Below are 21,170 nucleotides of genomic sequence, written 5' to 3' on the forward strand. Positions count from 1 at the left end.
TCATGCTTAAGCAATTGCATATTTGTTTGCTAAATGATCAATTCAGTGCGTTCATTTAAAGTTGGCAGTGGTTTGTATTTGAAAAGACATAACTTGGCCTCATATATACATACCAGAACGCTACTATTATATCATTTTGTAGTATTTTTTATCGAAATGTCGTTATCACAGGATATTGCGTTGACTAGCATGTGATGAACGCTGATACTCTCAAGTTTGTTCAAGCAAATCGGTTCTAGGAGCTGGGCCACAAGCGCAGTTTTCCATAACTCAATCCAACACAAGGGGCTATATATGGCTGGTGGAAAGTCAAAAATCATTTACACACTGACTGATGAGGCGCCTTTATTAGCGACTTATTCATTACTACCGATCATTGAGACCTTTACAAAACCTGCTGGCATTGAGATTGTTAAAAGTGACATCTCAGTTGCGGTTCGTGTGCTCGCAGAATTTTCAGATTACCTCAAAGATGAGCAAAAGGTAAACAATAACCTTGCGGAGTTAGGTCGTCTTACGCAAGATCCAGATACCAATATCATTAAACTTCCGAACATCAGTGCGTCTGTTGCTCAGTTGGTATCATGTATTAAAGAGCTCCAGTCGAAGGGCTATGCAATTCCTGATTATCCAGAAAACCCAACCACTGAAGAAGAAAAAGAAATCAAGGCACGTTATGGTAAATGCCTTGGTTCAGCTGTAAACCCAGTATTGCGTGAAGGTAACTCTGACCGTCGTGCACCAGCTGCGGTAAAAAATTATGCGAAAAAACACCCGCACTCAATGAGCGAGTGGAAGCAATGGTCACAGACTCACGTTTCTCACATGGATGAAGGCGACTTCTACCATGGCGAAAAATCAATGACTTTAGACCGTGCACGTAATGTGAAAATGGAACTCATCACTAAGTCTGGTGAAACCATTGTGCTTAAGCCAAAAGTTGCACTTCAAGATGGCGAAATCATTGACTCAATGTTTATGAGCAAGAAAGCGCTTTGCGATTTCTATGAAAAAGAACTTGAAGATTGTCGTGAAGCGGGCATTTTGTTCTCATTACACGTGAAAGCAACCATGATGAAAGTATCACACCCGATCGTATTCGGTCACTGTGTAAAAATCTATTACAAAGATGCTTTTGAAAAACACGGCAAATTGTTTGATGAACTCGGTATTAACGTAAACAATGGTATGGCTGGTCTTTATGAAAAGATCGCAACTTTACCGACGTCTTTACGTGAAGAAATCATTGAGGATTTACATGCTTGCCAAGAACACCGTCCTGCGCTTGCAATGGTTGATTCTGCAAAAGGTATTACCAACTTCCATTCACCAAATGACGTGATTGTAGATGCTTCTATGCCTGCAATGATTCGTGGTGGCGGTAAAATGTGGGGTGCTGACGGCAAACCTTACGACTGTAAAGCAGTAATGCCTGAATCAACTTTCGCACGTATCTACCAAGAAATGATCAATTTCTGTAAGTGGAATGGTAACTTTGACCCACGTACTATGGGTACTGTGCCTAACGTTGGTTTGATGGCGCAAAAAGCAGAAGAATACGGTTCACACGATAAGACTTTTGAAATTTCAGAAGCGGGTATTGCCAACATTACTGATTTAGACACAGGTGAAGTGTTGATGTCACAAAATGTGGAAGAAGGTGATATCTGGCGTATGTGTCAGGTGAAAGATGCACCAATCCGTGACTGGGTGAAACTTGCAGTAACACGTGCACGTAACTCTGGCATGCCGGCGATCTTCTGGCTTGACCCATACCGTCCACACGAAAATGAATTGATCAAGAAAGTTGAAAAATACTTGAAAGATCATGACACTACTGGTCTTGATATCCAAATCATGTCACAAGTACGTGCAATGCGTTATACGCTTGAACGTGTAGCACGTGGTTTAGATACTATTTCGGTAACGGGTAACATCTTACGTGATTACTTAACTGACTTGTTCCCGATCATGGAATTGGGTACTTCAGCGAAAATGTTGTCAATCGTGCCGCTAATGGCTGGCGGTGGCATGTACGAAACAGGTGCGGGCGGTTCAGCACCGAAACATGTACAGCAGTTAGTTGAAGAAAACCACTTACGTTGGGATTCACTTGGTGAGTTCCTTGCGTTAGCTGTATCTTTAGAAGAGCTTGGTATCAAAGAAAGTAATGACCGTGCGAAATTGCTTGCCAAGACGCTTGATCAAGCGACAGGAAAATTGTTGGATAACGACAAATCGCCATCACGTCGTACAGGTGAGTTAGATAACCGTGGCAGCCACTTCTATTTAGCATTGTACTGGGCTGAAGCATTAGCAGCTCAAGATGAAGATGTTGAGTTGAAAGCGAAATTTGCTCCGCTTGCAAAATCACTTGCTGAAAACGAACAGAAGATTGTTGCTGAGCTTGCTCAAGTACAAGGTCAAGCTGCTGATATCGGTGGTTACTATGCAATCGATCCAGCGAAAGTAAATGCAGTAATGCGTCCAAGTGCAACGTTTAATACCACACTTGCGTCACTGTAATTGTTGATATATCACCGACAATATTGTCGGTGATATAAAAAAGCCGATGTGAAAACATCGGCTTTTTTATGCGCTCAATTTAGATTTTAACGACCGTTACGGCTACGTCCGCGTGGTGCTTTGGTATTTGGACGCGTTGTACCATTGGTCTTACGACGTGGTTTATCTGCATCATCAGTTTGCCAAATACGGGTTGTACCACCGCCAGCTTTTTTCTTACCTTTAAATGGTTTTTCACCTCTTTCTTCACGTGCTTTATCTTTTGCACGAGAGAAATGCGGTTTATTATTCGATTTTTTCGCGAAAGAACGACCTTCATAAGGCTTGTCTGCCGGAACGTCTTTAAAGTCTGGATAAAGTAAAGGTTCGATTTCGAGTTGTTCACCAGGCTGTAAACCGAGTTTGACGAGATCAATGCTGCCAATTTGCGTACGAATCAGACGTAAAGTCGGGAAACCCACAGCCGCTGTCATACGACGTACTTGACGATTACGACCTTCGCAGATTTGTAGTTCGATCCAAGTCGTTGGAATATTTGCACGATAACGTACTGGTGGGTTACGTTCCCATAGCCATTCAGGTTGATCAACTTTACGCGCTTTGGCAGGTAAAGTCATACCATCTGCAAGTTCAACACCTTTTTGCAGTTTTTCAATTGCTTCTTCTGTGACATCACCATCAACTTGAGCAAGATAAGTTTTATATTTCTTATTATCAGGATGGGTAATGAATTGATTTAAACCACCGTGATCAGTAAGAAACATTAAACCTTCGGAGTCTAAATCTAGACGTCCTGCAATACGAAGTTCAGGATCTTTAATAAAACTTGAAACTGTTAAATGTTTTTCATCTTCGCGAAACTGTGACAAAACGTCAAAAGGTTTATTAAATACGACTACTTTCATATGGATATACTACTTTGGCTATGGGCGGCATCATAACAATAAAGGTTTCTATTTAATGGAGAAATGTTGTTATTTCCCGTATAAATCTCAAAAAAACCTGTTTTGAACTAAACTGTTTCATGCAATAAAAAACGAAAGTATGCCATAGAAGGCATAGAGATAATCGCTAAATACATGAGGGAGAACCTACAAAATGGGTTATCAGAAGATTGTGGTTCCTGCTGATGGAGACAAAATCACAGTAAATGCAGACCTGTCATTGAATGTTCCAAATCGTCCAATCATCCCTTTTATTGAAGGTGATGGTATTGGTGTGGATATTACACCAGCAATGAAGGCAGTAGTAGATGCCGCCGTGCTAAAAGCTTACGGTGGCAAACGTTCAATCGAATGGATGGAAGTCTACTGCGGCGAAAAAGCAGATAAAATTTATGGCAATTATATGCCAGAAGAAACTTTTGATGCTTTACGCGAGTTTATTATATCAATAAAAGGCCCTTTGACTACACCTGTTGGAGGCGGTATTCGTTCTTTGAATGTTGCATTACGTCAAGAACTCGATCTATATGTCTGTGTGCGTCCAGTACGTTGGTTTGAAGGCGTGCCTTCACCTGTGCAACATCCAGAACTTACTGATATGGTGATTTTCCGTGAAAACTCAGAAGATATCTATGCAGGGATTGAATGGAAGGCTGATTCTCCAGAGGCGAAAAAAGTCATTAAATTTTTGCAAGAAGAAATGGGTGTGACCAAAATCCGATTCCCTAAAGATTGTGGTATCGGCATTAAGCCTGTTTCTAAAGAAGGAACCCAACGTCTGGTGCGTAAAGCCATTCAGTTTGCGATTGATAATGACAAACCTTCTGTGACGCTAGTACACAAAGGTAACATCATGAAATACACCGAAGGTGCGTTTAAAGAGTGGGGCTATGAACTTGCGATGGAGCGTTTTGGTGGGCAACTGCTGGATGGTGGGCCTTGGGTAAAAATTAAAAATCCGAAAACGGGTAAAGACATTATTATTAAAGATGTGATTGCCGATGCATTCTTACAGCAAATTTTAATGCGTCCAGCCGATTATTCCGTGATTGCGACACTGAACTTAAATGGTGACTATATTTCTGATGCACTTGCAGCAGAGGTGGGCGGCATTGGGATTGCACCGGGCGCGAATATTGGCGGTGCAATTGCAGTTTATGAAGCAACACATGGCACTGCACCGAAGTATGCGGGGCAAGATAAGGTCAACCCGGGTTCGATTATTCTCTCTGCCGAAATGATGCTGCGTGATATGGGCTGGGTTGAAGCTGCAGATCTAATCATTCAAGGTGTTTCGGGGGCAATTTCAGCCAAGACCGTGACGTATGACTTTGAGCGTTTAATGCCCAATGCAACTTTATTACGTTGTTCTGAATTTGGACAAGCCATAATCCAGCATATGGAAGATTAAAGTCTAAGTATGAAATGAAAGAGTGGTTTTGCCGCTCTTTTTTTATTTTAAATTGAGATAAATAAGTCATGAGAAAAACATGTACAAAATTGAATGTATGACATATTTTGATGTATTCGAAAATAAAAACTGAACATCATGGCGGAAAGAAAATATGGTGCAGTAGCACCGAAAACAACAGAAACCATTACTAGCTTGGATTGGTACGGACAAGTACTCAATAATCAAAAATATGAGCGGACGCTATTTGTTGACTTAGATCTGTCAGAAGCCCAAAGCACAGGTGCGATTTTTAATGAATGTACTTTTCGACGAGCGCGTTTTAATGCATCGGTTCATCAGCGTAGCGCATTTTTAAATTGTACTTTCTATTTCTGCAATTTCTTTGATAGCAAATTCACCGACTGCAAGTTGGTCGGTAGCATGTTTAGTGATTGTCAGTTTCACCATATGCGGGTTGAGGACAGTGATTGGGCTTTTGTTGGATTGCCGGGCGCGGATTTAGAGAAAGCTTCTTTTTTGAAAACCCGTTTAAGAGAAGCTGATTTGACGGGAGTACGTTGCCATGGAAGTTCGCTTCGAGAGAGTGATCTCTCTGGTGCATGGCTACACCGCGCAGATTTTACCGAGTGTGATTTAAGAGGCAGTGATTTGAGTGCCTTAGATCCGAAAGAAACGCAGATTAAAGATGCGATTATTAGCCTTGATCAAACGCTGATGATTGCTGAAAATCTAGGCTTCGATGTCAGAATTGATTGAACCTGTGAAAAGAATTCGAGCAAAATGAGTGGTTTTAGGCCACTCATTTTTATGGGAGATGGAATAAAGCTTATCTTGTTAAGAAAGATAGAGTCGAATAAAAGGGAGCAATTGTTCACCAATCACGATGCCCAATAAACCCAGTAATGCAACAATGGGTGGTGCAGGTGCTTTCACATCGAGTAGGTAATACAGCACTCCGACCAATACGCCAACCGCGAGCGATAATAAATAAATCTTCATATGCAGCGTTGATCAGCCTGCTTTTACTTTACAAAAGGGATCAATGTTTGGATTGCTATTCCAGATATATTCGGCCTCTTCAGCACAAAGCTGGGCAACTTTTTCACCCTGTGTGTCATGGATGAAGGCAAGAGTCATATCCATACCTGCACTCACACCCGATGAGGTATAGAATTTTCCATCAATCACCCAACGAGCTTGGGCTTGCCACAACACTTGGTCATTGAGTTTTTGTACAAATTCAAACGCCATTTTATTCGATGTTGCCTTAACACCATTTAAAACACCTGTCGCTGCAAGCAATGAACTACCTGTACAAATGGTAAGCACGTGTTTACTTTGAGCCGCTAAAGTTTTGAGCTGATCAAGAAACTGTTGATTTTTAATTAATTCAAAAGTCACGATGCCGCCTGGAACGAGCAGAATACTTTGGTCATTCATGTGCATTTCGCTAAAGGATTTGGTTTGAATACAAACACCATGCTTATTGGAAACTAGACCGCCATTCAGGCTATAAAACTGGACTTGATAATGTTGTTGCAACAAGCCAAACAATTCAACAGGACCCATAATGTCGAGGGTTTCAAAATCTTCAAATACGACAGCATTTACAGGAATACGCATGGTTTTTCTCGCTTGTTTAATCTGCGTCATACCATAGTGAGCTTCAAATTTTTTATTGTGAATATTCTGTATGGCTTATTTTGAATTATGCTAAATCAGTGGACATTTAGATCGATCTGTTAGCAAGCGGAGTATTGTTTTTGTTTAATTTTAAAGCATTTAGTGTGCTTGAATCAGAAATGCCACGGTGTATCGTAAATTAAAAAAAATCTGTATCTATACTTTATAGACCAAATGTTCAAAATAATTGAAAAATAGAGAGAGTGCTGTGACATGAAGATGTACCAAGTTGATGCTTTTACAAAAGAATTATTTAAAGGAAATCCCGCGGCTGTAATCGTCGTCGATGAATGGTTAGATGATAGTTTGATGCAGAATATTGCCATGGAAAATAATCTGTCTGAAACAGCTTTTGTGAAAACGATTGATGAAACCAATTATGAGATTCGTTGGTTTTCTCCACTCAATGAGGTGGCGTTTTGTGGGCATGCGACTTTAGCCAGTGCATTTGTTTTATTTAAAGACTTTACCAAGGTAGAAACAATCCAGTTCCATGTACGCGATCTGGGTGTTTTTATTGTTAGCCAAGATGCAGACGGCAAAATTAAAATGAATTTCCCGATTCGTAAAGCAGAGTTAGTTACTGATTATCCTCAAGTATTACGTGAAGGGCTCACCAAGCCATTTAAAGCGGTCTATCGTAATGTCCAAGCCTATATTATTGAATATGAAACGGTGCAAGATGTATTGGATGAACAACCTGATCTGGAAAAGCTAAAACAACTTGGACAAGTTCGTACAGCGATTACTGCTTCTCAACCCGATGTTGCAATTACCGCCAGAGGTGAAGGGCAGTTTGATTGTGTTTCTCGTTATTTTGCACCAGCAATTGGTATTGATGAAGATCCAGTAACAGGTTCAATCCATACTGCAATCGTTCCACTTTGGGCTGAAAAATTGAATCAGACTCGATTAACAGCCTTTCAGGCATCTAAACGCGGTGGGATTTTAGAATGTGTGATTGCATCTGAAGATCGTATTGAAATTTCAGGCTATGCCAAATTGTATATGCAAGCCGAACTGACAATCTGATTTTTAGCTTAAACTGTGCAAAAATAAAGATAAAAGCTGTTTAAATAAACAGCTTTTTTCAAAACATAACTATTAAAAATGCGAATCGTTCTCTACTATAGCTTGACGTTTTTATTTAAATCACCAAAAACACTTGGATAAATTATGTTAATGCGGTTTAAGCAACTTACTCTCTCTCTTTGTTTGATTGGGTTGAGTGCAACGTCTTGGTCTCAGACGGTACTCGTAAAAAGTGAAAAAAATATCGAAGAATATAAATTAGATAACGGTTTCAGAGTTATTCTTGCGCCAAACGATAAAGAAAATAAAGTCTATGTAAATACGGTTTATTTGACAGGTTCTTTGAATGATCCTAAGGGTAAAGGCGGACTTGCACATCTATTAGAACATTTGGCCTTTAAAGGCACGCAAAATGTGAAGGGCGATGAGTTTCAACGTCGTCTAGACCAATATACGTTGATGACCAACGCCAGCACAGATTATTATGCGACTAAATATTTAAATATTGTTCGTCCTGAAAAAAATGCACTCAATGAAATCCTATACCTTGAATCAGAGCGTATGGACAAATTGGTGCTGCAAGAAAAATTTGTTCCTTCTGAAATTGAAATTGTAAAACGTGAACGAGAAATCCGTATGGATCAGCCGTTTGCTGTATTGATGGATCAAATGTGGAAAGCGGCATATGGCAATCAATATTTAGGCCGTTTGCCAATTGGCGATTTACCTGAATTAAAGTCGATTCAACTGAATGAATTGAACCAGTTCTATAGAACTTGGTATGCGCCAAATAATGCAGTAATGGTGATTTCAGGTAAATTTGATAAGACTGAGGTCTTATCTAAAATTGATCAGTATTTTAGTCCAATTCCAGCACGCCCAGTACCTGCGCAAGTTCAAGTGCCTGTTCTCGATTCAAGTAAAATTGAACAGCGTCAGTTTACGGTACAAAAGGGTAGTGATTTAGCTAAATTCCATGTCTATATGAATGGAAAAAATACCCCATTACAACCGACTTTAGCACTTGCGCCAGCGTTATATACCATGCAGCCAAGTGGTACTTTGTATAAGAGTATGGTGGAGACGGGAATCAGTACGGCAGTGCAATCAACCACATGGTTAGATCAAGACTTTAACGTGGTCTTTATGGGCGCAATTTATGCCCCGAATCATGATGCGAAAAAGGTTGATGAAGCACTAAAAATAGGTGTTGAAAATAGCCAGCCATTCACCGAGGCTGAATTACAGCGGATTAAAAATATTACTCAAAATACCGCAGATACCATTGCTAATGACGCTGTCGCTTTAGGTTCACGCCTGAGCGATTATGCAGTTTCATCACATGGTCAATGGGATCAATACTTTAAGGACTTACAAGCAGTTCAAGACTTAAAGCTGAATGATGCGAATAAAACCTTAAAAGAATTTTTAGTCTCTTCACATCGTATTTCAGGCGATATTTTACCGACGCCTGAAGATCAAAAGAAAGCGATGACTATGAAAGCAGAAGAGAAGCCAAAAACTTTAGATCAAAGCGATGAAAAGCCTGAACCATTAAAAGATGCAAATGTTTACAAGCAGGAAGTGACCCAATTTATGGCACAGTCTGCTCAGCAATTGCAAAAAAATGAGCAGAAAATTCAACGTGGTGAATTAAAGAATGGGATCCGCTATGCACTCTTCCCAACGCCTACACGTGATGATAAAACTTATGCCACGATTAGCTTGGATTTTGGAGATGAAAAAGCATTATTTGGTAAAGGGGTTACTTTAGATTTAGCCAGCTATTTAATGCTGCGTGGTTCTGAAAAGCATACTTTGCAGGAAATTACCGATAAGGCGATTGCGGCTAGCGGTGGTGCCTCGGTCAGTTCAAATGGCAATGGTTTTACCATCGTTGTTCAAGCGAAGAAAGACAAGTTCGAAGACTTCTTTAACTTTATTGTTGATGTCCTTAAGCAGCCAAAATTCTCGCAAACTGAGTTTGATCTAGCAAAAAATCAAAGCCTGTCTGTATTGGATCGTCCATATACGGAACCCGCGGTTGTCTCATCGATGACCTTGTCTAAGATTCTGGAAATCTATCAACCAGGCGATATCCGTTATCACTTTGAACCAGAACTGGCGAAGAAACAGATTAGTGAAGTAACCCAGCCGCAAGTGAAACAATTCTATGATCAGTTCTTTGTGACAGATCATGCTCAAATTGCTGTGACGGGTGATTTTGATGCCAAGAAAATGCAGAAGACTTTACAAAAAGCCTTTGGTTCTTGGAAAGCAAAACAACCATTCACAAAAGTGACAGGCCAATACACGGTGTATAAAGCACAGAAAGTTCATGCCTTATCGGAACAACGTGAGTTTGGTAGCTATCAAAGTGTTTTAGCCTTACCAGTTGGTTCATATCATAAAGATGCGCCAGCTTTAATTATTCTGAGCCATGTTTTAGGTAACTCACAACTTTCATCACGTTTGGCTCAAGAGCTACGCGAGAAGAATGCTTTGGTGTATGGATTTGGTAGTGGCTTAGATCTTGATCCAGATATTGATGATGGTACTTTAAGCATTACTGCAAATTATACCTCTGGCCGTTCTGAGCAAGTTTCACAATCGGTACACAAGGTATTGAATGAGTTGCTGAGCAAAGGTGTGACTGAGCAGGAAGTGGAAGCAGCCAAAGCAGATATCATGAAAAAACGTGTGACGGCTTTGGAAGACGAGCGCAATATTCATGGCATGTTGACGGGCCAGTTAGAGCGCAATAAAACCTTATTGGATCGTGCTGAACGAGACCAAGAGCTTGCGAAATTGACCAAAGAATATGTTAATGCTGCAATCAAAAAATACATCAAACTGGACCAGTTTGTAGAAGTCATAGCAGATCAATATGGTCAAGCACAAGACTTGAAATAAACCATAAAAAATAAAGCCACCGATGAGGTGGCTTTATTTTTGACTCAATCATTAATGGTCATGTTTATGGGCATGAAAATCTTCATTTTTGCGGAAACGTAGGTAGTTCTCAAACTGTTCACAATATTCGTCAAAGTTATCTTCTAACATCATTTGGAATTGTTGTAGCAGATAAGACATCACTTGCTCTTTGGCATCACGCATTTCTTCGCCGTCTTTAAAGTTGTTGGCTGCGACCCAGGTATTAAAACGGGCAGTGGCAAATAACATAGCTGCACTGACCTGACCACGTAATTCTTCTGGCTTGGCTTGCTGACCTTTAGGTGGTCGGCAGAAATCATTGGCAAGCTTAATGAACTCATCTGCACGCTCAAAAAAGATTGCATTTAAAGCTTCTTCTTCCGTCACATCAGTGGCGTTAATTTTTTGAGACATGGTTTTTCCCAGCGACAAGTTAAGACACATTATTATAGACAAAGCCTTGTCGAAACTAAACCTTTGCCTTAACCTAAAATAGCCTAAGCAATTAGAATAATCATTATGCAAGATGCTATCGCGATTCAAAGTTTAAAAACGGATATTGCTTTATTACGCCAGCATATTTATCCACCCCAATATTTAGAGCATGTTGAAGGCTTGCCTATTTATTATGGGTTGCAACAAGACGTGGATGAATATTATCGACAATGGCAACCCTTAATTGAACGGGCACAACAGTTATGCCAGCCTTTTATGGAAGATGAAATTGTGGATGCGATTCATTTACCGAGTCATTTAAATCTGCCGCTGTTTTTCTTTCATGTCGATCGGATTCGAATTAATAAAACACGTGCTAAGGAATCGAAAACTTTTCGTGGTGTGGCGGCTTTGTTAGAAAAATGTGGGCAATTTGAGACGGATCAGATTTTTGCAATGCAGGAATGGTTGGGCAGTGATGATACGGCTGCTTTAGTTGCACATCGTGAGTTTATTGATTTGCGCACTTATGTCTTTCAGCATGGCCAAAGTGACTATACCCGAACGCGGTTTTATATGAATGGGGTGATTTTGAGTGTAGAGCCACATTTTAAATTGGTCGATGCACGGGATAAACCACGTAAGCAGCGTAATGACAGTTATAGTGATCCGATTGCAGATAATGGCACGTGGAAGATTTTTGGGAAGTATCGGTAAATGATTTAATTGGAATAAATAGTTTAGCACTCTAATTTTCATTAAAAAATAATAGCACAGCCACAAGAGCTGTATAAAGTTTGGATGTTTTCGCGTAGGCGATTTCCTACTTTGTTTTCGGACAAAGTAGGCAAAACCATTGTCATCAGCAAAACCTGTCTATTTCTTGGATTTATTAAAATGTATCGCAGAAACATTACTTTGCTGATATCACGCAGGTTGCTGATGACGTTTCCGAGTATCCGCTTTTTGTAGGACTTAGATTATTTGTGGCGGCATCCATGCCGCCAAGCACGATAGCGATTTAAGGAAATGGAGCTACCGCTTTTTATCCCAAAAAGCGTCCTGAGCAGATAGGGTTTGAAGCTTTTTATCCGCTTTCTTGGCCACATGTGGTTGTTGTGCTTTAACCCAACCTAAAGCAAATAGAAACTGCGGCTGTTCAGCAACTTGTTGCTCAAAGATTTGTTCAGCAACAAACAGGTCATTATAAAACCCTAAATATTCCTGAATTGGCTGTAACTTATTTAAGAATTGTTGAACCTGTTTTTCAGGATAAATCGCTGCAATAAAGTCGATGCAATAACGCAATTGTTTGACACGCTTACGAGTACGATGTTGTTGCTCAACTTCTACAGTCGAAAACTGAGCTGCATCTTTTAGAATCTGTTGGTAAAGCTTGGTTAAGCTTTTAGCTGCTTGTTTAGAAAGTTTAGATTTAGATTCATGTTCACTATAGGTGAAGCTGAGTAATGCTAAAAATAGCTGTGTGGTTTGAGTGTGGCTGAATAACTGAGAAACACGACTGTCAATACGCTTAGGGAGTGGGAAATCAAAATCACAGACTTCTTTTACTAAAGGAATAACAGAATCTTGAATCGCATCGTTATCACGAGATTGCCCCAAGGCTCTAAAAATATCTGCTAACTGGCTTTCCCAACTAGGATCAATTTGCGCAGACCAGTTAGAAAAATGTTTTAAAGCAGAACGTAAACGACGTAAACCGACACGAGCTTGGTGAATATGATCCGCTTCGGCTACACCATCGGCAATTGCGGCTGCATTGGGTAAGATATGATTGAGGGTGTTTTCGATAATCAGTTTGATTGCTTGTTCAGCACTGACATTTTTCTCTAGGCTTAGTGATTTCGCTTTACTGGCAGGGGATACTGTTTTGCCCATAGCCAATAAATTACCACGTTCAGCCTTACTGCGCACATCGAGCCAGAGTTGATATTTATCTACCCATGTTTTGGCAAAATCAATCAGAGACTGTGCTGAGCCTTGTTTAAGTTCAAATTCGACTTCGCAGATTTTGGCTTGATCAGTTGGCGTACGGATTTCACCATCGTCCAAGCAAACTTCAATTTGAGACCCCTCAAACTCGAATACATGGAAGGTACGCTGTACATCAGTTTGAAATTGCAGTTTTAGTTCAGCAGGTGCTTCACCTAGCACATCACGGAGGACGCTTTGGACTGTTTGATTATGTTTATATAAAGATAAATCCAGTTCAGGTTCTTCAGCACATTTGCCTAAATAAATATCTTCTTCGATACGTTGCAAATGGTTTTTACTGGCCGCTTTAAAGGTTTGTACCCAATGTTCACCTTCTTGACGCAAACGAATAGCCACATAATTTTTTGCCAGTAAACGGTCAGCAGTGTCATAGTATTTGGCTTGTAGCTGAATTTTTTGTGCTTTTTGTTTGCTTAAAAGCTGTAACACACTTTTTTTCTTAGATTCAGGGAGTTGAAATTTTAGCTCTATTTCCATGATGTTATGACTCCTGACCACCGAGAATGATATAGACAAAACTTAGTATAACTTGTTGATCTCAAAAATCATTGTAAAGTTGTTTTAAGCTTGGAAAGGATGGCACGCAATGACTTTATTTTGTACAAAAAATGCATTAACGTGTGGAGAGTCTTGCACGATTAGGATGATCTTAAAATGAATGCGCCAGCGAATATTATCAAGCCAGTGGAATTTTCATTACCCATTAAAAACTATAATGAATTTTATCACTTCTATTTAACTGAACATCGCAGTATTGCCAGCCGTCGTTTGCACGTTGCAGGCAGCTCGGTCGGTTTATATTTCTTTAGTAAAGCGATTCGTAAACGTCAGGCAAAATATGCTTTGTATGGTTTGGTATCAGGCTATGCGTGTGCTTGGGTTGGGCATTTTTTCTTTGAACATAATAAGCCTGCCAGCTTTAAACAACCGCTGTATAGTTTTATCTCAGATTGGCGCATGTTGTCAGACGTTGCACGAGGCCGTTTGAGTCTGATCGATCGTCAGTTTGATAAAATTGAGTCGTAAATCAACGTATATTTAAAAATTATAAAGCGACATTTGGTGTCGCAAAGCTGCTTCGGCAGCTTTTTTATTGCTCACCGTTTCAGTAAGATCATAAAAAATGAGGGAAAAGCACAATAATGGAACAACTGAACCCATCTGATTTAAAAGCAATCTTACATTCTAAACGTGCCAATCTTTATTATTTAGAACATTGCAGAGTGATGCAAAAAGATGGGCGAGTGTTATATCTCACCGAAGCAAAGAACGAAAACCAATATTGGAATATTCCCATTGCCAATACTACGGTGATTCTACTCGGTACAGGGACATCCATTACTCAGGCTGCGATGCGAATGTTATGTAGTGCAGGTGTGCTGGTGGGTTTTTGTGGTGGCGGTGGCACGCCTTTATTTGCAGGAAGTGAGGTGGAATGGTTAACGCCACAAAGTGAATATCGCCCAACTGAGTATATGCAAGGCTGGATGAGCTTCTGGTTTGATGATGTCAAACGTTTGGAGGTGGCAAAGCAATTCCAATTTGCTCGTATCGAATTTATCCGCAAAATTTGGGCTAAAGATAAAGATTTAAAGGATGAAGGTTTTTATCTGGATGACTTAGACATTCAACAAGCCTTGACTGGTTTTGAAAAGAAAATTCCTAATATGGCTAAAGTGGGTGATTTACTCCTCGCCGAAGCGCAGATGACCAAGCAACTTTATAAAATTGCAGCAACCCGTTGTAAGTTGAGTTTTGAGCGAAATCCAGAGCAAGGTGATTTGGCCAATGATTTTTTGAATCATGGCAATTATTTGGCTTATGGGCTCAGTGCGACAACGCTTTGGGTCTTAGGTATTAGTCACTCATTTGCAGTGATGCATGGCAAAACCCGACGTGGTGCTTTGGTCTTTGATGTGGCTGATCTCATTAAGGATGCAGTGGTTTTACCGTGGGCGTTTATTTGTGCCAAAGAGGGGCTGACTGAGCAAGCGTTCCGTCAACAGCTATTGCAGAAGTTCACACAGTATAAATGTCTAGACTGGATGTTTGAACAGGTGAAGTTGCAAGCGGGTAAAAGCTTTCCAAGTCAGGAGATTGAATGATGATTGTCACTTTTATCTCTCAATGTGAGAAGAAGGCGATTGCTCGAACTCGTCGTGTACTCGATGCTTTTGCAGATCGGATTAGTGACAATGCGTGGCAAACGGTGATCACCGAAGATGGCTTGTTGGCGGTAAAAAATTTATTACGGAAAACCGCAAGTAAAAATACCGCTGTAAGTTGTCATCGGATTGCAACAAGACGCAGAACTGAGTTGGTTTGGATTGTGGGAAATCGGAATAAGTTTAATTCGGAGGGGATTGTGCCTGTGAATTGGACAACAAAGGAGTTATTTATGGATTTACCATTAGAAACAAAAGAAATTTTGGCAAATACACATGGACAACCTCTCAGTCAACATTTGTTTGCTGTGGGGTATTTGGCATATCTACTTATCCAGCGGCTGGAAATTAATAACGTTAATCTAGCTAGGTCTGCTTTTGTAGCTGGTATTTTGCACGATATTGGCAAGTTAGACCCACAATTTCAACAATGGCTGAATAAGAAAGCGAATAAGACTGATGATGAGATCCAGTTGCCTGATGATGGTGTGCATATCGATAGTAGTGTACAGGGGTTTAAGAAATTTTCTTTTGAAGACCATCCACGACATCATGAAATATCTTGGTTATTGGCAAAGTCATTATTAGATGGTAATACACAATTTAATCAGTCACAGCTTGATCAGGTGTTTCATGGAATTTATTGGCATCATACACGACCATACCGCGCGGCGGAAAAAGAAAAGTTCTTCCTTACAGCGGAAGGTATTGACAAGTTATTTATAAAGTCACTAACAGCAACAACTATCGATAAAGTTTGTAATCAAGTTGCAGCGGTATTCAGTGATATCAAAACTATTGGTCATATTTTCCAAACTGATGATTTTTCTATAGAGAGTTTAGTACCAGTTTGGTCTTATCGATATAAATGCGTAAAGGGTGAAACTCCTAATTATAAAAATTATGAGGATATTTCAATAGATGTTGTTGATTTTGTGGAAAACATTAAGCCGAATGCTTTAAATAATTTAGTGCGGATGGCTGTTATACATGCAGATCGAATTGTATCAGCTCTTTCCGCTGAAGATTTAACAGAGTATTTAGTTGAAGGTACGCTTGCTAATGCATTGAACGATGTGATCCAGGAAGGCAGTAATCTTGCTCATGAAATAGGCTTGTGTCTCAATGGCTTTAACCAAAAATACCCAGACAGTGAACGCAATTTATCACAAGCAAAAGTCGCAAAAGACCTTGCAGATTTACGACAGAATGCCGAGTTTGATGACCAAGCGAATATCGCTGTATTGCAGGGCCCAGCAGGCTGTGGCAAAACCAAAATCGCGCTTGAATGGGCGATGAATACGAATGTGCAAAAAATAATTTGGGTTTGCCCTCGTGTACAAGTCTGTTTAGGCTTACTGTATGACTTAACACAGTCAGATTATTTACCTAATAGTCGCATTGAGATATTTACCGGTGAGTATAAAAAAATACTGACAGGTGATATCACTTTTGATCAAGAGGATGAGACCGATGCTGAAGATTATTTTTCAGGAGATATAGTCATTACAACGATTGACCAAGTTGTAAATAATATTATTTCACATCAAAAGGTCACGGGAATGACTGGTTTTATGCAGGCTCATGTGGTATTTGATGAATTCCATGAGCTTATTTCAATGCCTGCTTTTAATTTATTATTTTCTGAGCTGATTGAGGCAAAAAAACTAAAAAAACATCAAGCAAATGTACTATTAGTCTCTGCAACACCACATGATTATTTTGTAAAAAATGTATTAAACATTGACTCAAATTATCTTGTGCGTGCATCGAGTTTTAACCAAGCGGATTATCAGCTTGAGTTTGTCAGCTATGATGAAACAGTGGAGAAAAATCCGTTAACTAATGATGCCATTTCCAATGGCAAAACAACTTTTATTATTAGCAATACTGCTCAGGATGCGCAGCTAGGCTTTTTGAAACATCAAAATAAGGAAAATAGTATTTTACTACACTCTAAATACACTAAAAACGATAAGGTGGAGTGGTTTGACAAGGTTTTTAATAGTTTTAAGCAAAATGGCAGCCAAGACTATAAGGTGTTACGTAGTGGACCTATTGTTCAAGCCTCACTGAATATTAGCTGCGAGCAGATGTATACTGACTTAACCTGTGCAGAGAATTGGTTACAGCGTTTGGGGCGGCTAGATCGATTTGATAAAAATAATGCGGTCAATATTTATACTACAGTATTACCAAAGTCTGCAGAAATTGGAAAGCAAACCAGCGGAAAAGCTAAATTTTTGGCAAATATGCATGTATGGCATAGCACAGTTGCTTGGTTAAGTTATCTCAAAAGATATTTGTTAGATGAGAGTGTAAAAACAATAAAGATCAATCAAATTTATCAGATTTATCAAGCATTTTATGCTGATAAATCTTGCATTGCTAAAGTTGAAGAGGATTTGAAAGTCGCTTTACGTTATAGCGTGAGAATGATCAATGAAAAAGTTATTGATCCGATTAGTATGCCTAATCGGAGTAAAAAACAAAAAGATGGTGTAGCGAAAATAGCCAGTGTGTCATTGAGGGGGGATAGCCGCTTTGTGCAAATGGCTGTATGCGTTGTAAATGATAGTTTGCAACCAACGTTCATTGAAGAATATGCATATCCTGAGAATACAGACCATAGCAAAGTGACCATTGGCCTAACTGAAGGGATCGATCGAATCCAAGGTGGTCGCTATGAAATGCGTGATAGTAATAAGAATTTGTTGGCATTCATGCACAAGAAACACCATAACGTGATGAAAGCTAAAAACCCAGCTGAAGATTACAAGGCGTCACGATTTGATTGGGAGCTCCTCAAGCTTGCTCGATCGCCTGAATATCCAATTTACCTCAGCTATACGCCTAGCGATTTAGAACCGATAGGCGGTGAGCGAGAGCGCCATCAACATGCGATGTACTACGTTAAAGCCGTGAAACAGCCTGTAGGCATGATGACGATTGATAAGTTAAGTCAATCACTGCTGACCGAAAATGAGTAGAACTTAAACCGCCTGTGCGGCGGAAAATGACTAAAAGTACTTATTTCTAAGCTGTTTTTACAACAAAAATAAGTATAGCAAAATTTAGAGTAAAGCTTAAAAGTACTTAGGTTGTTTTCTCTTTATTGTAGTGATACGATGTTTTTATAATCAAGTTGTTTGTAAATTGAACTAAAATTAATATAGAGAGGTGTTAAACATGGAAAAAGTAGCAGGTATTAAAAGCGTTGATTTTAAAATACGTGCATTTGGTCATGGTGTAGTGAATAACAATGGTCCAACAACCCTGAGTAGTGAGGGGCGTACAGTTGATAACCACACTATGCCAAAGCTACGTGGTTATACAAACTTAACAGGCAAGATTAAAGATGAAACGGGCTATAAATATAAGAAGGAAGCTACCGACATTGATTTTAAAAAAACGCCACTGTATATAAGCCAAAATTGTATCCGACACCATTTATTTCGTGAGCAAGCCTTTGATTTACATTTTGCTGCAGAAAAAAGCTTAGATTTAGTATTGGCTTCACTTACAGGGCTGATTCGTGGTTATGTTGTTCCTTCAAGTCAATGTAAGCGTACAAGTCCATTATTGATGGAGGATTTTGTCGACCAACTAGGTAATGGCAATTATGAGCAATTTGGACAGGCTGGAGAAAGAGATAGTTCCTCATTCTTTTCCAAAACTACGTTTGGCGATACGGAATATATTTCTTATGGCTCGATTAGCATTGAGCAATTAGAGTTTATCTCGCTTGATAACAAGTTTGACCGTGCTTCTATGATTATTAAGGATAATCAAGGTCAAGAAGTTGCACAGAAAGTACAAGACTTTATCCAATCACTCGCACCTGAACGTAATCCACAAGCTATTTTCCATTCGAACTATGTACGTAAAGGTACGATCTATCAAGAGGGTGAGGTAGGAATCTTACTTGATCAAGTTGCTATCGATATTTTAATTAAAACCACTATTGATTTGATTAGTAATCTATCGATTCGTCAAGCAAAAGGCTATATGTATGTTGATAGTATTGAGGTGGACTACAACGACAGTAATAAAATGATGCGAATCAAGCGAAGTCCAGATGAAATTTCGCCGCAAGCTCAAGCTGAATATGCCGTTTATTTTGCTGCAAAATAAGTAAGCGAGGGCTTTATGCGAATTATTATCGATTATGAATCTTCTTGGCGTAACTCATTTTTAGATGGTAGTAATGATGAACCATTACCGAAGAATGGGCGTAACTTTGTTGCCTCGATGACAGAGTTAAAAAAAGAGGAGAATTTTCATCTCAGAGAGATTAGTCAAAATACGGTGATGGGTATACTGAGTCGTTTAATTGGTGATCAGCGTAAGCTGTATAGCGCACGTAAGAGTGGTCATTATTATTTTTCTGACAAAGAGCATTTGATTACGTTTGAAGATAAGCCTCAAGTGATTAATCAGGAGATTGCATATATCCGTAATATGAAGGGTAGTACAGATCAGAACTCTTTTACGGGGATGATTAAGGTAAATGATCCGATTTTTTTATCAGATTATTCCAAAGATTTTTGGGGTGTGCTATCACTGAGTATTGATCAGCTGTGTGATTTTATTTTAGATGAAAAAAGTGTAAATCAATTTGAGACGGAAATGTCGACCATACTTGATCCAGTTTCGATATTAAACCGTCTTGATGTTATTGCTAAGATTAAGCCAATGCAGATGATTGATCGATTAAAAGCAGCATCAGATAAGCTTTCTGAGTTGTTTGATAAGTTTAAACCATTAAATGCTAAAGGTTTACAACTTGTATTGCCAATGTATTGTTCTGCGTTGTATTTGCAAATGCAGCGGCTTGAAAATAAATATGATATGAGTACAGCTAAATCAAAAATGGGCGGTATTAGTGGTATTTCTAATAATGGATTTACGCCGAAAGATTTTATGGACAAATATACGACTGGATCAAAGAAATTGATTTATGGAAATCCATATTTACGTGAAGAATTTGTCAAAGGCGAGGGTAAGGTCAATCATAAGCTAACTAAAGCAAGTGGTCAGTTAGAAATCACACTTGATGTAGAGATCGATACAGCCAAAGAGTTAAAGCTCATGATAGAGAATGCTGGTGTTTCAAGTTTCTATCTTGGAAAAAAAGGCTTAGCTTATGTAGTTGATATTTGGCTTAAATGAGGGGGAATTATGAATTATTATGCCGAGTTAACGCTAATAGATAGCTCTGATTTTTCTTTATATGAGTTATGGTCGAAAGTGTATATCCAACTCCATATTGCTTTTGTAGAACATTCGAATGGACAAGGGAAAACCCCTTTGGGAGTGTCTTTTCCACAGTACCGTATTAACCAGCAAAAGAACATTGGTTTTTTGGGCTCGAAAATTCGTATTTTTGCAAATTCAGATGCTGAGTTACAACAGCTTAATCTGGGGAAGTGGTTGGAATGGGAGGAACTTAAGAACTATGTTCATTTCACTCAACCACGTGAAGTACCTCAAGCTAAAATTACGGGGTACGCTCATTATTTTCGAGTTAATCCAAAAATGAGTTTGGAGCAACGTATTGTTCATCAAGCTCAGCGCCATAATATTTCTTTAGATCAAGCGAGACAGCACTTTAAGCAATATATTGATCAGCCTGTGGTTGAGCCTTATGTGAGTTTGAAAAGCCTAAGTGCAAAACGAGAGGAAAATATAGATAGACCGTATCGCTTATATATTGGTAAATCTATTGCTGATGAGGCAAAAGATGGAACTTTTGGAACTTTTGGGTTAAGTCGTTTCTCAACCGTACCAGAGTTTTAACCCAATTTTTTTTGACTCTTTAACAGCTTAATAAAATCAATGAGTTACAGCAAGTGGTTTTTTGATTGGGTAAAATGCCTAAATCTACATTAACTACTTGTTGTAACTTATATTTTTACTATAATTTTATAGTTCATGGCGGTATACGCCATTTAGAAATCTATCAAGAGAAATCGGTGCTAGTGACAATAGTTCATGGCGGTATACGCCATTTAGAAATAG

17 protein-coding genes are annotated in these 21,170 nt (G+C 39.2%); 12 read left to right on the top strand and 5 right to left on the bottom strand.

Features of this window, described 5'->3' with window-relative positions; genetic code table 11:
- Positions 1-294 precede the first annotated feature (294 nt).
- Entirely contained in the window at positions 295-2,526 is a 2,232-nt protein-coding gene (locus F885_RS00330; RefSeq protein ID WP_005322990.1) for an NADP-dependent isocitrate dehydrogenase, read from the top strand.
- Between the two features lie 86 nt (positions 2,527-2,612).
- On the opposite strand, the gene F885_RS00325 is transcribed toward F885_RS00330, so the two are convergent.
- Positions 2,613-3,431 carry an rRNA large subunit pseudouridine synthase E gene (locus tag F885_RS00325; RefSeq protein WP_005184119.1) on the bottom strand — a complete coding sequence of 273 codons (819 nt, stop codon included), beginning with the start codon at positions 3,429-3,431 and terminating at the stop codon, positions 2,613-2,615.
- Between the two features lie 193 nt (positions 3,432-3,624).
- Here F885_RS00325 and icd point away from each other — a divergent pair, with 193 nt between their 5' ends.
- Both icd and F885_RS00315 read left to right on the top strand, forming a co-directional pair.
- The gene (icd, locus tag F885_RS00320) at positions 3,625-4,881 is read left to right on the top strand and encodes an NADP-dependent isocitrate dehydrogenase (RefSeq protein ID WP_005202280.1); all 1,257 of its coding nucleotides are present in this window, start codon (positions 3,625-3,627) and stop codon (positions 4,879-4,881) included.
- Positions 4,882-5,019: 138 nt separating this feature from the next.
- Complete coding sequence (locus F885_RS00315) at positions 5,020-5,640, top strand: pentapeptide repeat-containing protein (protein WP_005322992.1); 621 nt, start codon at positions 5,020-5,022, stop codon at positions 5,638-5,640.
- Positions 5,641-5,718: 78 nt separating this feature from the next.
- Here F885_RS00315 and F885_RS20820 read toward each other — a convergent pair whose 3' ends face one another.
- The gene (locus F885_RS20820) at positions 5,719-5,883 is read right to left on the bottom strand and encodes a DUF1427 family protein (protein WP_005184112.1); all 165 of its coding nucleotides are present in this window, start codon (positions 5,881-5,883) and stop codon (positions 5,719-5,721) included.
- A 12-nt stretch (positions 5,884-5,895) separates the two neighbouring features.
- A complete protein-coding gene (locus tag F885_RS00310; protein WP_005322994.1) occupies positions 5,896-6,507 on the bottom strand; it encodes a DJ-1/PfpI family protein in 612 nt (203 codons plus the stop codon).
- Positions 6,508-6,780: 273 nt separating this feature from the next.
- Between F885_RS00310 and F885_RS00305 the strand changes: the two genes are divergently transcribed.
- Complete coding sequence (locus F885_RS00305) at positions 6,781-7,599, top strand: PhzF family phenazine biosynthesis protein (protein ID WP_005322996.1); 819 nt, start codon at positions 6,781-6,783, stop codon at positions 7,597-7,599.
- A 144-nt stretch (positions 7,600-7,743) separates the two neighbouring features.
- The gene (locus F885_RS00300; RefSeq protein ID WP_005322999.1) at positions 7,744-10,512 is read left to right on the top strand and encodes a M16 family metallopeptidase; all 2,769 of its coding nucleotides are present in this window, start codon (positions 7,744-7,746) and stop codon (positions 10,510-10,512) included.
- A 51-nt stretch (positions 10,513-10,563) separates the two neighbouring features.
- Here the strand turns inward: F885_RS00300 and F885_RS00295 are convergent, their stop codons facing one another.
- A complete protein-coding gene (locus F885_RS00295; RefSeq protein ID WP_005323001.1) occupies positions 10,564-10,947 on the bottom strand; it encodes a DUF3144 domain-containing protein in 384 nt (127 codons plus the stop codon).
- 105 nt (positions 10,948-11,052) lie between these two features.
- On the opposite strand from F885_RS00295, the gene F885_RS00290 reads away from it, so the two are divergent.
- Positions 11,053-11,685 (top strand): hypothetical protein, encoded by a 633-nt coding sequence (locus F885_RS00290; protein ID WP_005323008.1) that lies wholly within the window; start codon positions 11,053-11,055, stop codon positions 11,683-11,685.
- Positions 11,686-12,003: 318 nt separating this feature from the next.
- Here the strand turns inward: F885_RS00290 and F885_RS00285 are convergent, their stop codons facing one another.
- Positions 12,004-13,461, bottom strand: a complete 1,458-nt coding sequence (locus tag F885_RS00285; RefSeq protein WP_005323010.1) for a CYTH and CHAD domain-containing protein — start codon at positions 13,459-13,461, stop codon at positions 12,004-12,006.
- A 177-nt stretch (positions 13,462-13,638) separates the two neighbouring features.
- Between F885_RS00285 and F885_RS00280 the strand changes: the two genes are divergently transcribed.
- The 6 genes from F885_RS00280 to cas6f all read left to right on the top strand — a co-directional run bounded on the left by F885_RS00280 (position 13,639) and on the right by cas6f (position 20,948).
- Positions 13,639-14,010, top strand: a complete 372-nt coding sequence (locus F885_RS00280) for an Mpo1-like protein (RefSeq protein WP_005323011.1) — start codon at positions 13,639-13,641, stop codon at positions 14,008-14,010.
- Positions 14,011-14,126: 116 nt separating this feature from the next.
- The gene (cas1f, locus tag F885_RS00275) at positions 14,127-15,089 is read left to right on the top strand and encodes a type I-F CRISPR-associated endonuclease Cas1f (protein ID WP_005323013.1); all 963 of its coding nucleotides are present in this window, start codon (positions 14,127-14,129) and stop codon (positions 15,087-15,089) included.
- Entirely contained in the window at positions 15,089-18,139 is a 3,051-nt protein-coding gene (locus F885_RS00270; RefSeq protein ID WP_032859889.1) for a CRISPR-associated helicase/endonuclease Cas3, read from the top strand. Before cas1f ends, F885_RS00270 begins: the two co-directional genes overlap by 1 nt.
- 199 nt (positions 18,140-18,338) lie before the next feature.
- Positions 18,339-19,283 carry a type I-Fv CRISPR-associated protein Cas7fv gene (cas7fv, locus tag F885_RS00265; RefSeq protein WP_005323015.1) on the top strand — a complete coding sequence of 315 codons (945 nt, stop codon included), beginning with the start codon at positions 18,339-18,341 and terminating at the stop codon, positions 19,281-19,283.
- 15 nt (positions 19,284-19,298) lie between these two features.
- Entirely contained in the window at positions 19,299-20,321 is a 1,023-nt protein-coding gene (gene cas5fv, locus F885_RS00260) for a type I-Fv CRISPR-associated protein Cas5fv (protein ID WP_005323016.1), read from the top strand.
- Between the two features lie 9 nt (positions 20,322-20,330).
- On the top strand, positions 20,331-20,948 hold the full coding sequence (cas6f, locus tag F885_RS00255) for a type I-F CRISPR-associated endoribonuclease Cas6/Csy4 (RefSeq protein ID WP_005323017.1): 618 nt from the start codon (positions 20,331-20,333) through the stop codon (positions 20,946-20,948).
- Positions 20,949-21,170: the final 222 nt, after the last annotated feature.

The organism is Acinetobacter higginsii (genome assembly GCF_000369845.1).
Taxonomy (GTDB): Bacteria; Pseudomonadota; Gammaproteobacteria; order Pseudomonadales; family Moraxellaceae; genus Acinetobacter; species Acinetobacter higginsii.

Bases quoted from the DNA above. Each gene is read 5' to 3' on its own strand.
- F885_RS00330 (WP_005322990.1), top strand. From the start codon at position 295: ATGGCTGGTGGAAAGTCAAAAATCATTTACACACTGACTGATGAGGCG.
- F885_RS00310 (WP_005322994.1), bottom strand. From the start codon at position 6,507: ATGCGTATTCCTGTAAATGCTGTCGTATTTGAAGATTTTGAAACCCTC.
- F885_RS00325 (WP_005184119.1), bottom strand. From the start codon at position 3,431: ATGAAAGTAGTCGTATTTAATAAACCTTTTGACGTTTTGTCACAGTTT.
- cas1f (WP_005323013.1), top strand. From the start codon at position 14,127: ATGGAACAACTGAACCCATCTGATTTAAAAGCAATCTTACATTCTAAA.
- F885_RS00285 (WP_005323010.1), bottom strand. From the start codon at position 13,461: ATGGAAATAGAGCTAAAATTTCAACTCCCTGAATCTAAGAAAAAAAGT.
- F885_RS20820 (WP_005184112.1), bottom strand. From the start codon at position 5,883: ATGAAGATTTATTTATTATCGCTCGCGGTTGGCGTATTGGTCGGAGTG.
- cas5fv (WP_005323016.1), top strand. From the start codon at position 19,299: ATGCGAATTATTATCGATTATGAATCTTCTTGGCGTAACTCATTTTTA.
- F885_RS00270 (WP_032859889.1), top strand. From the start codon at position 15,089: ATGATTGTCACTTTTATCTCTCAATGTGAGAAGAAGGCGATTGCTCGA.
- F885_RS00295 (WP_005323001.1), bottom strand. From the start codon at position 10,947: ATGTCTCAAAAAATTAACGCCACTGATGTGACGGAAGAAGAAGCTTTA.
- F885_RS00315 (WP_005322992.1), top strand. From the start codon at position 5,020: ATGGCGGAAAGAAAATATGGTGCAGTAGCACCGAAAACAACAGAAACC.
- F885_RS00300 (WP_005322999.1), top strand. From the start codon at position 7,744: ATGTTAATGCGGTTTAAGCAACTTACTCTCTCTCTTTGTTTGATTGGG.
- F885_RS00305 (WP_005322996.1), top strand. From the start codon at position 6,781: ATGAAGATGTACCAAGTTGATGCTTTTACAAAAGAATTATTTAAAGGA.
- F885_RS00280 (WP_005323011.1), top strand. From the start codon at position 13,639: ATGAATGCGCCAGCGAATATTATCAAGCCAGTGGAATTTTCATTACCC.
- cas7fv (WP_005323015.1), top strand. From the start codon at position 18,339: ATGGAAAAAGTAGCAGGTATTAAAAGCGTTGATTTTAAAATACGTGCA.
- cas6f (WP_005323017.1), top strand. From the start codon at position 20,331: ATGAATTATTATGCCGAGTTAACGCTAATAGATAGCTCTGATTTTTCT.
- F885_RS00290 (WP_005323008.1), top strand. From the start codon at position 11,053: ATGCAAGATGCTATCGCGATTCAAAGTTTAAAAACGGATATTGCTTTA.
- icd (WP_005202280.1), top strand. From the start codon at position 3,625: ATGGGTTATCAGAAGATTGTGGTTCCTGCTGATGGAGACAAAATCACA.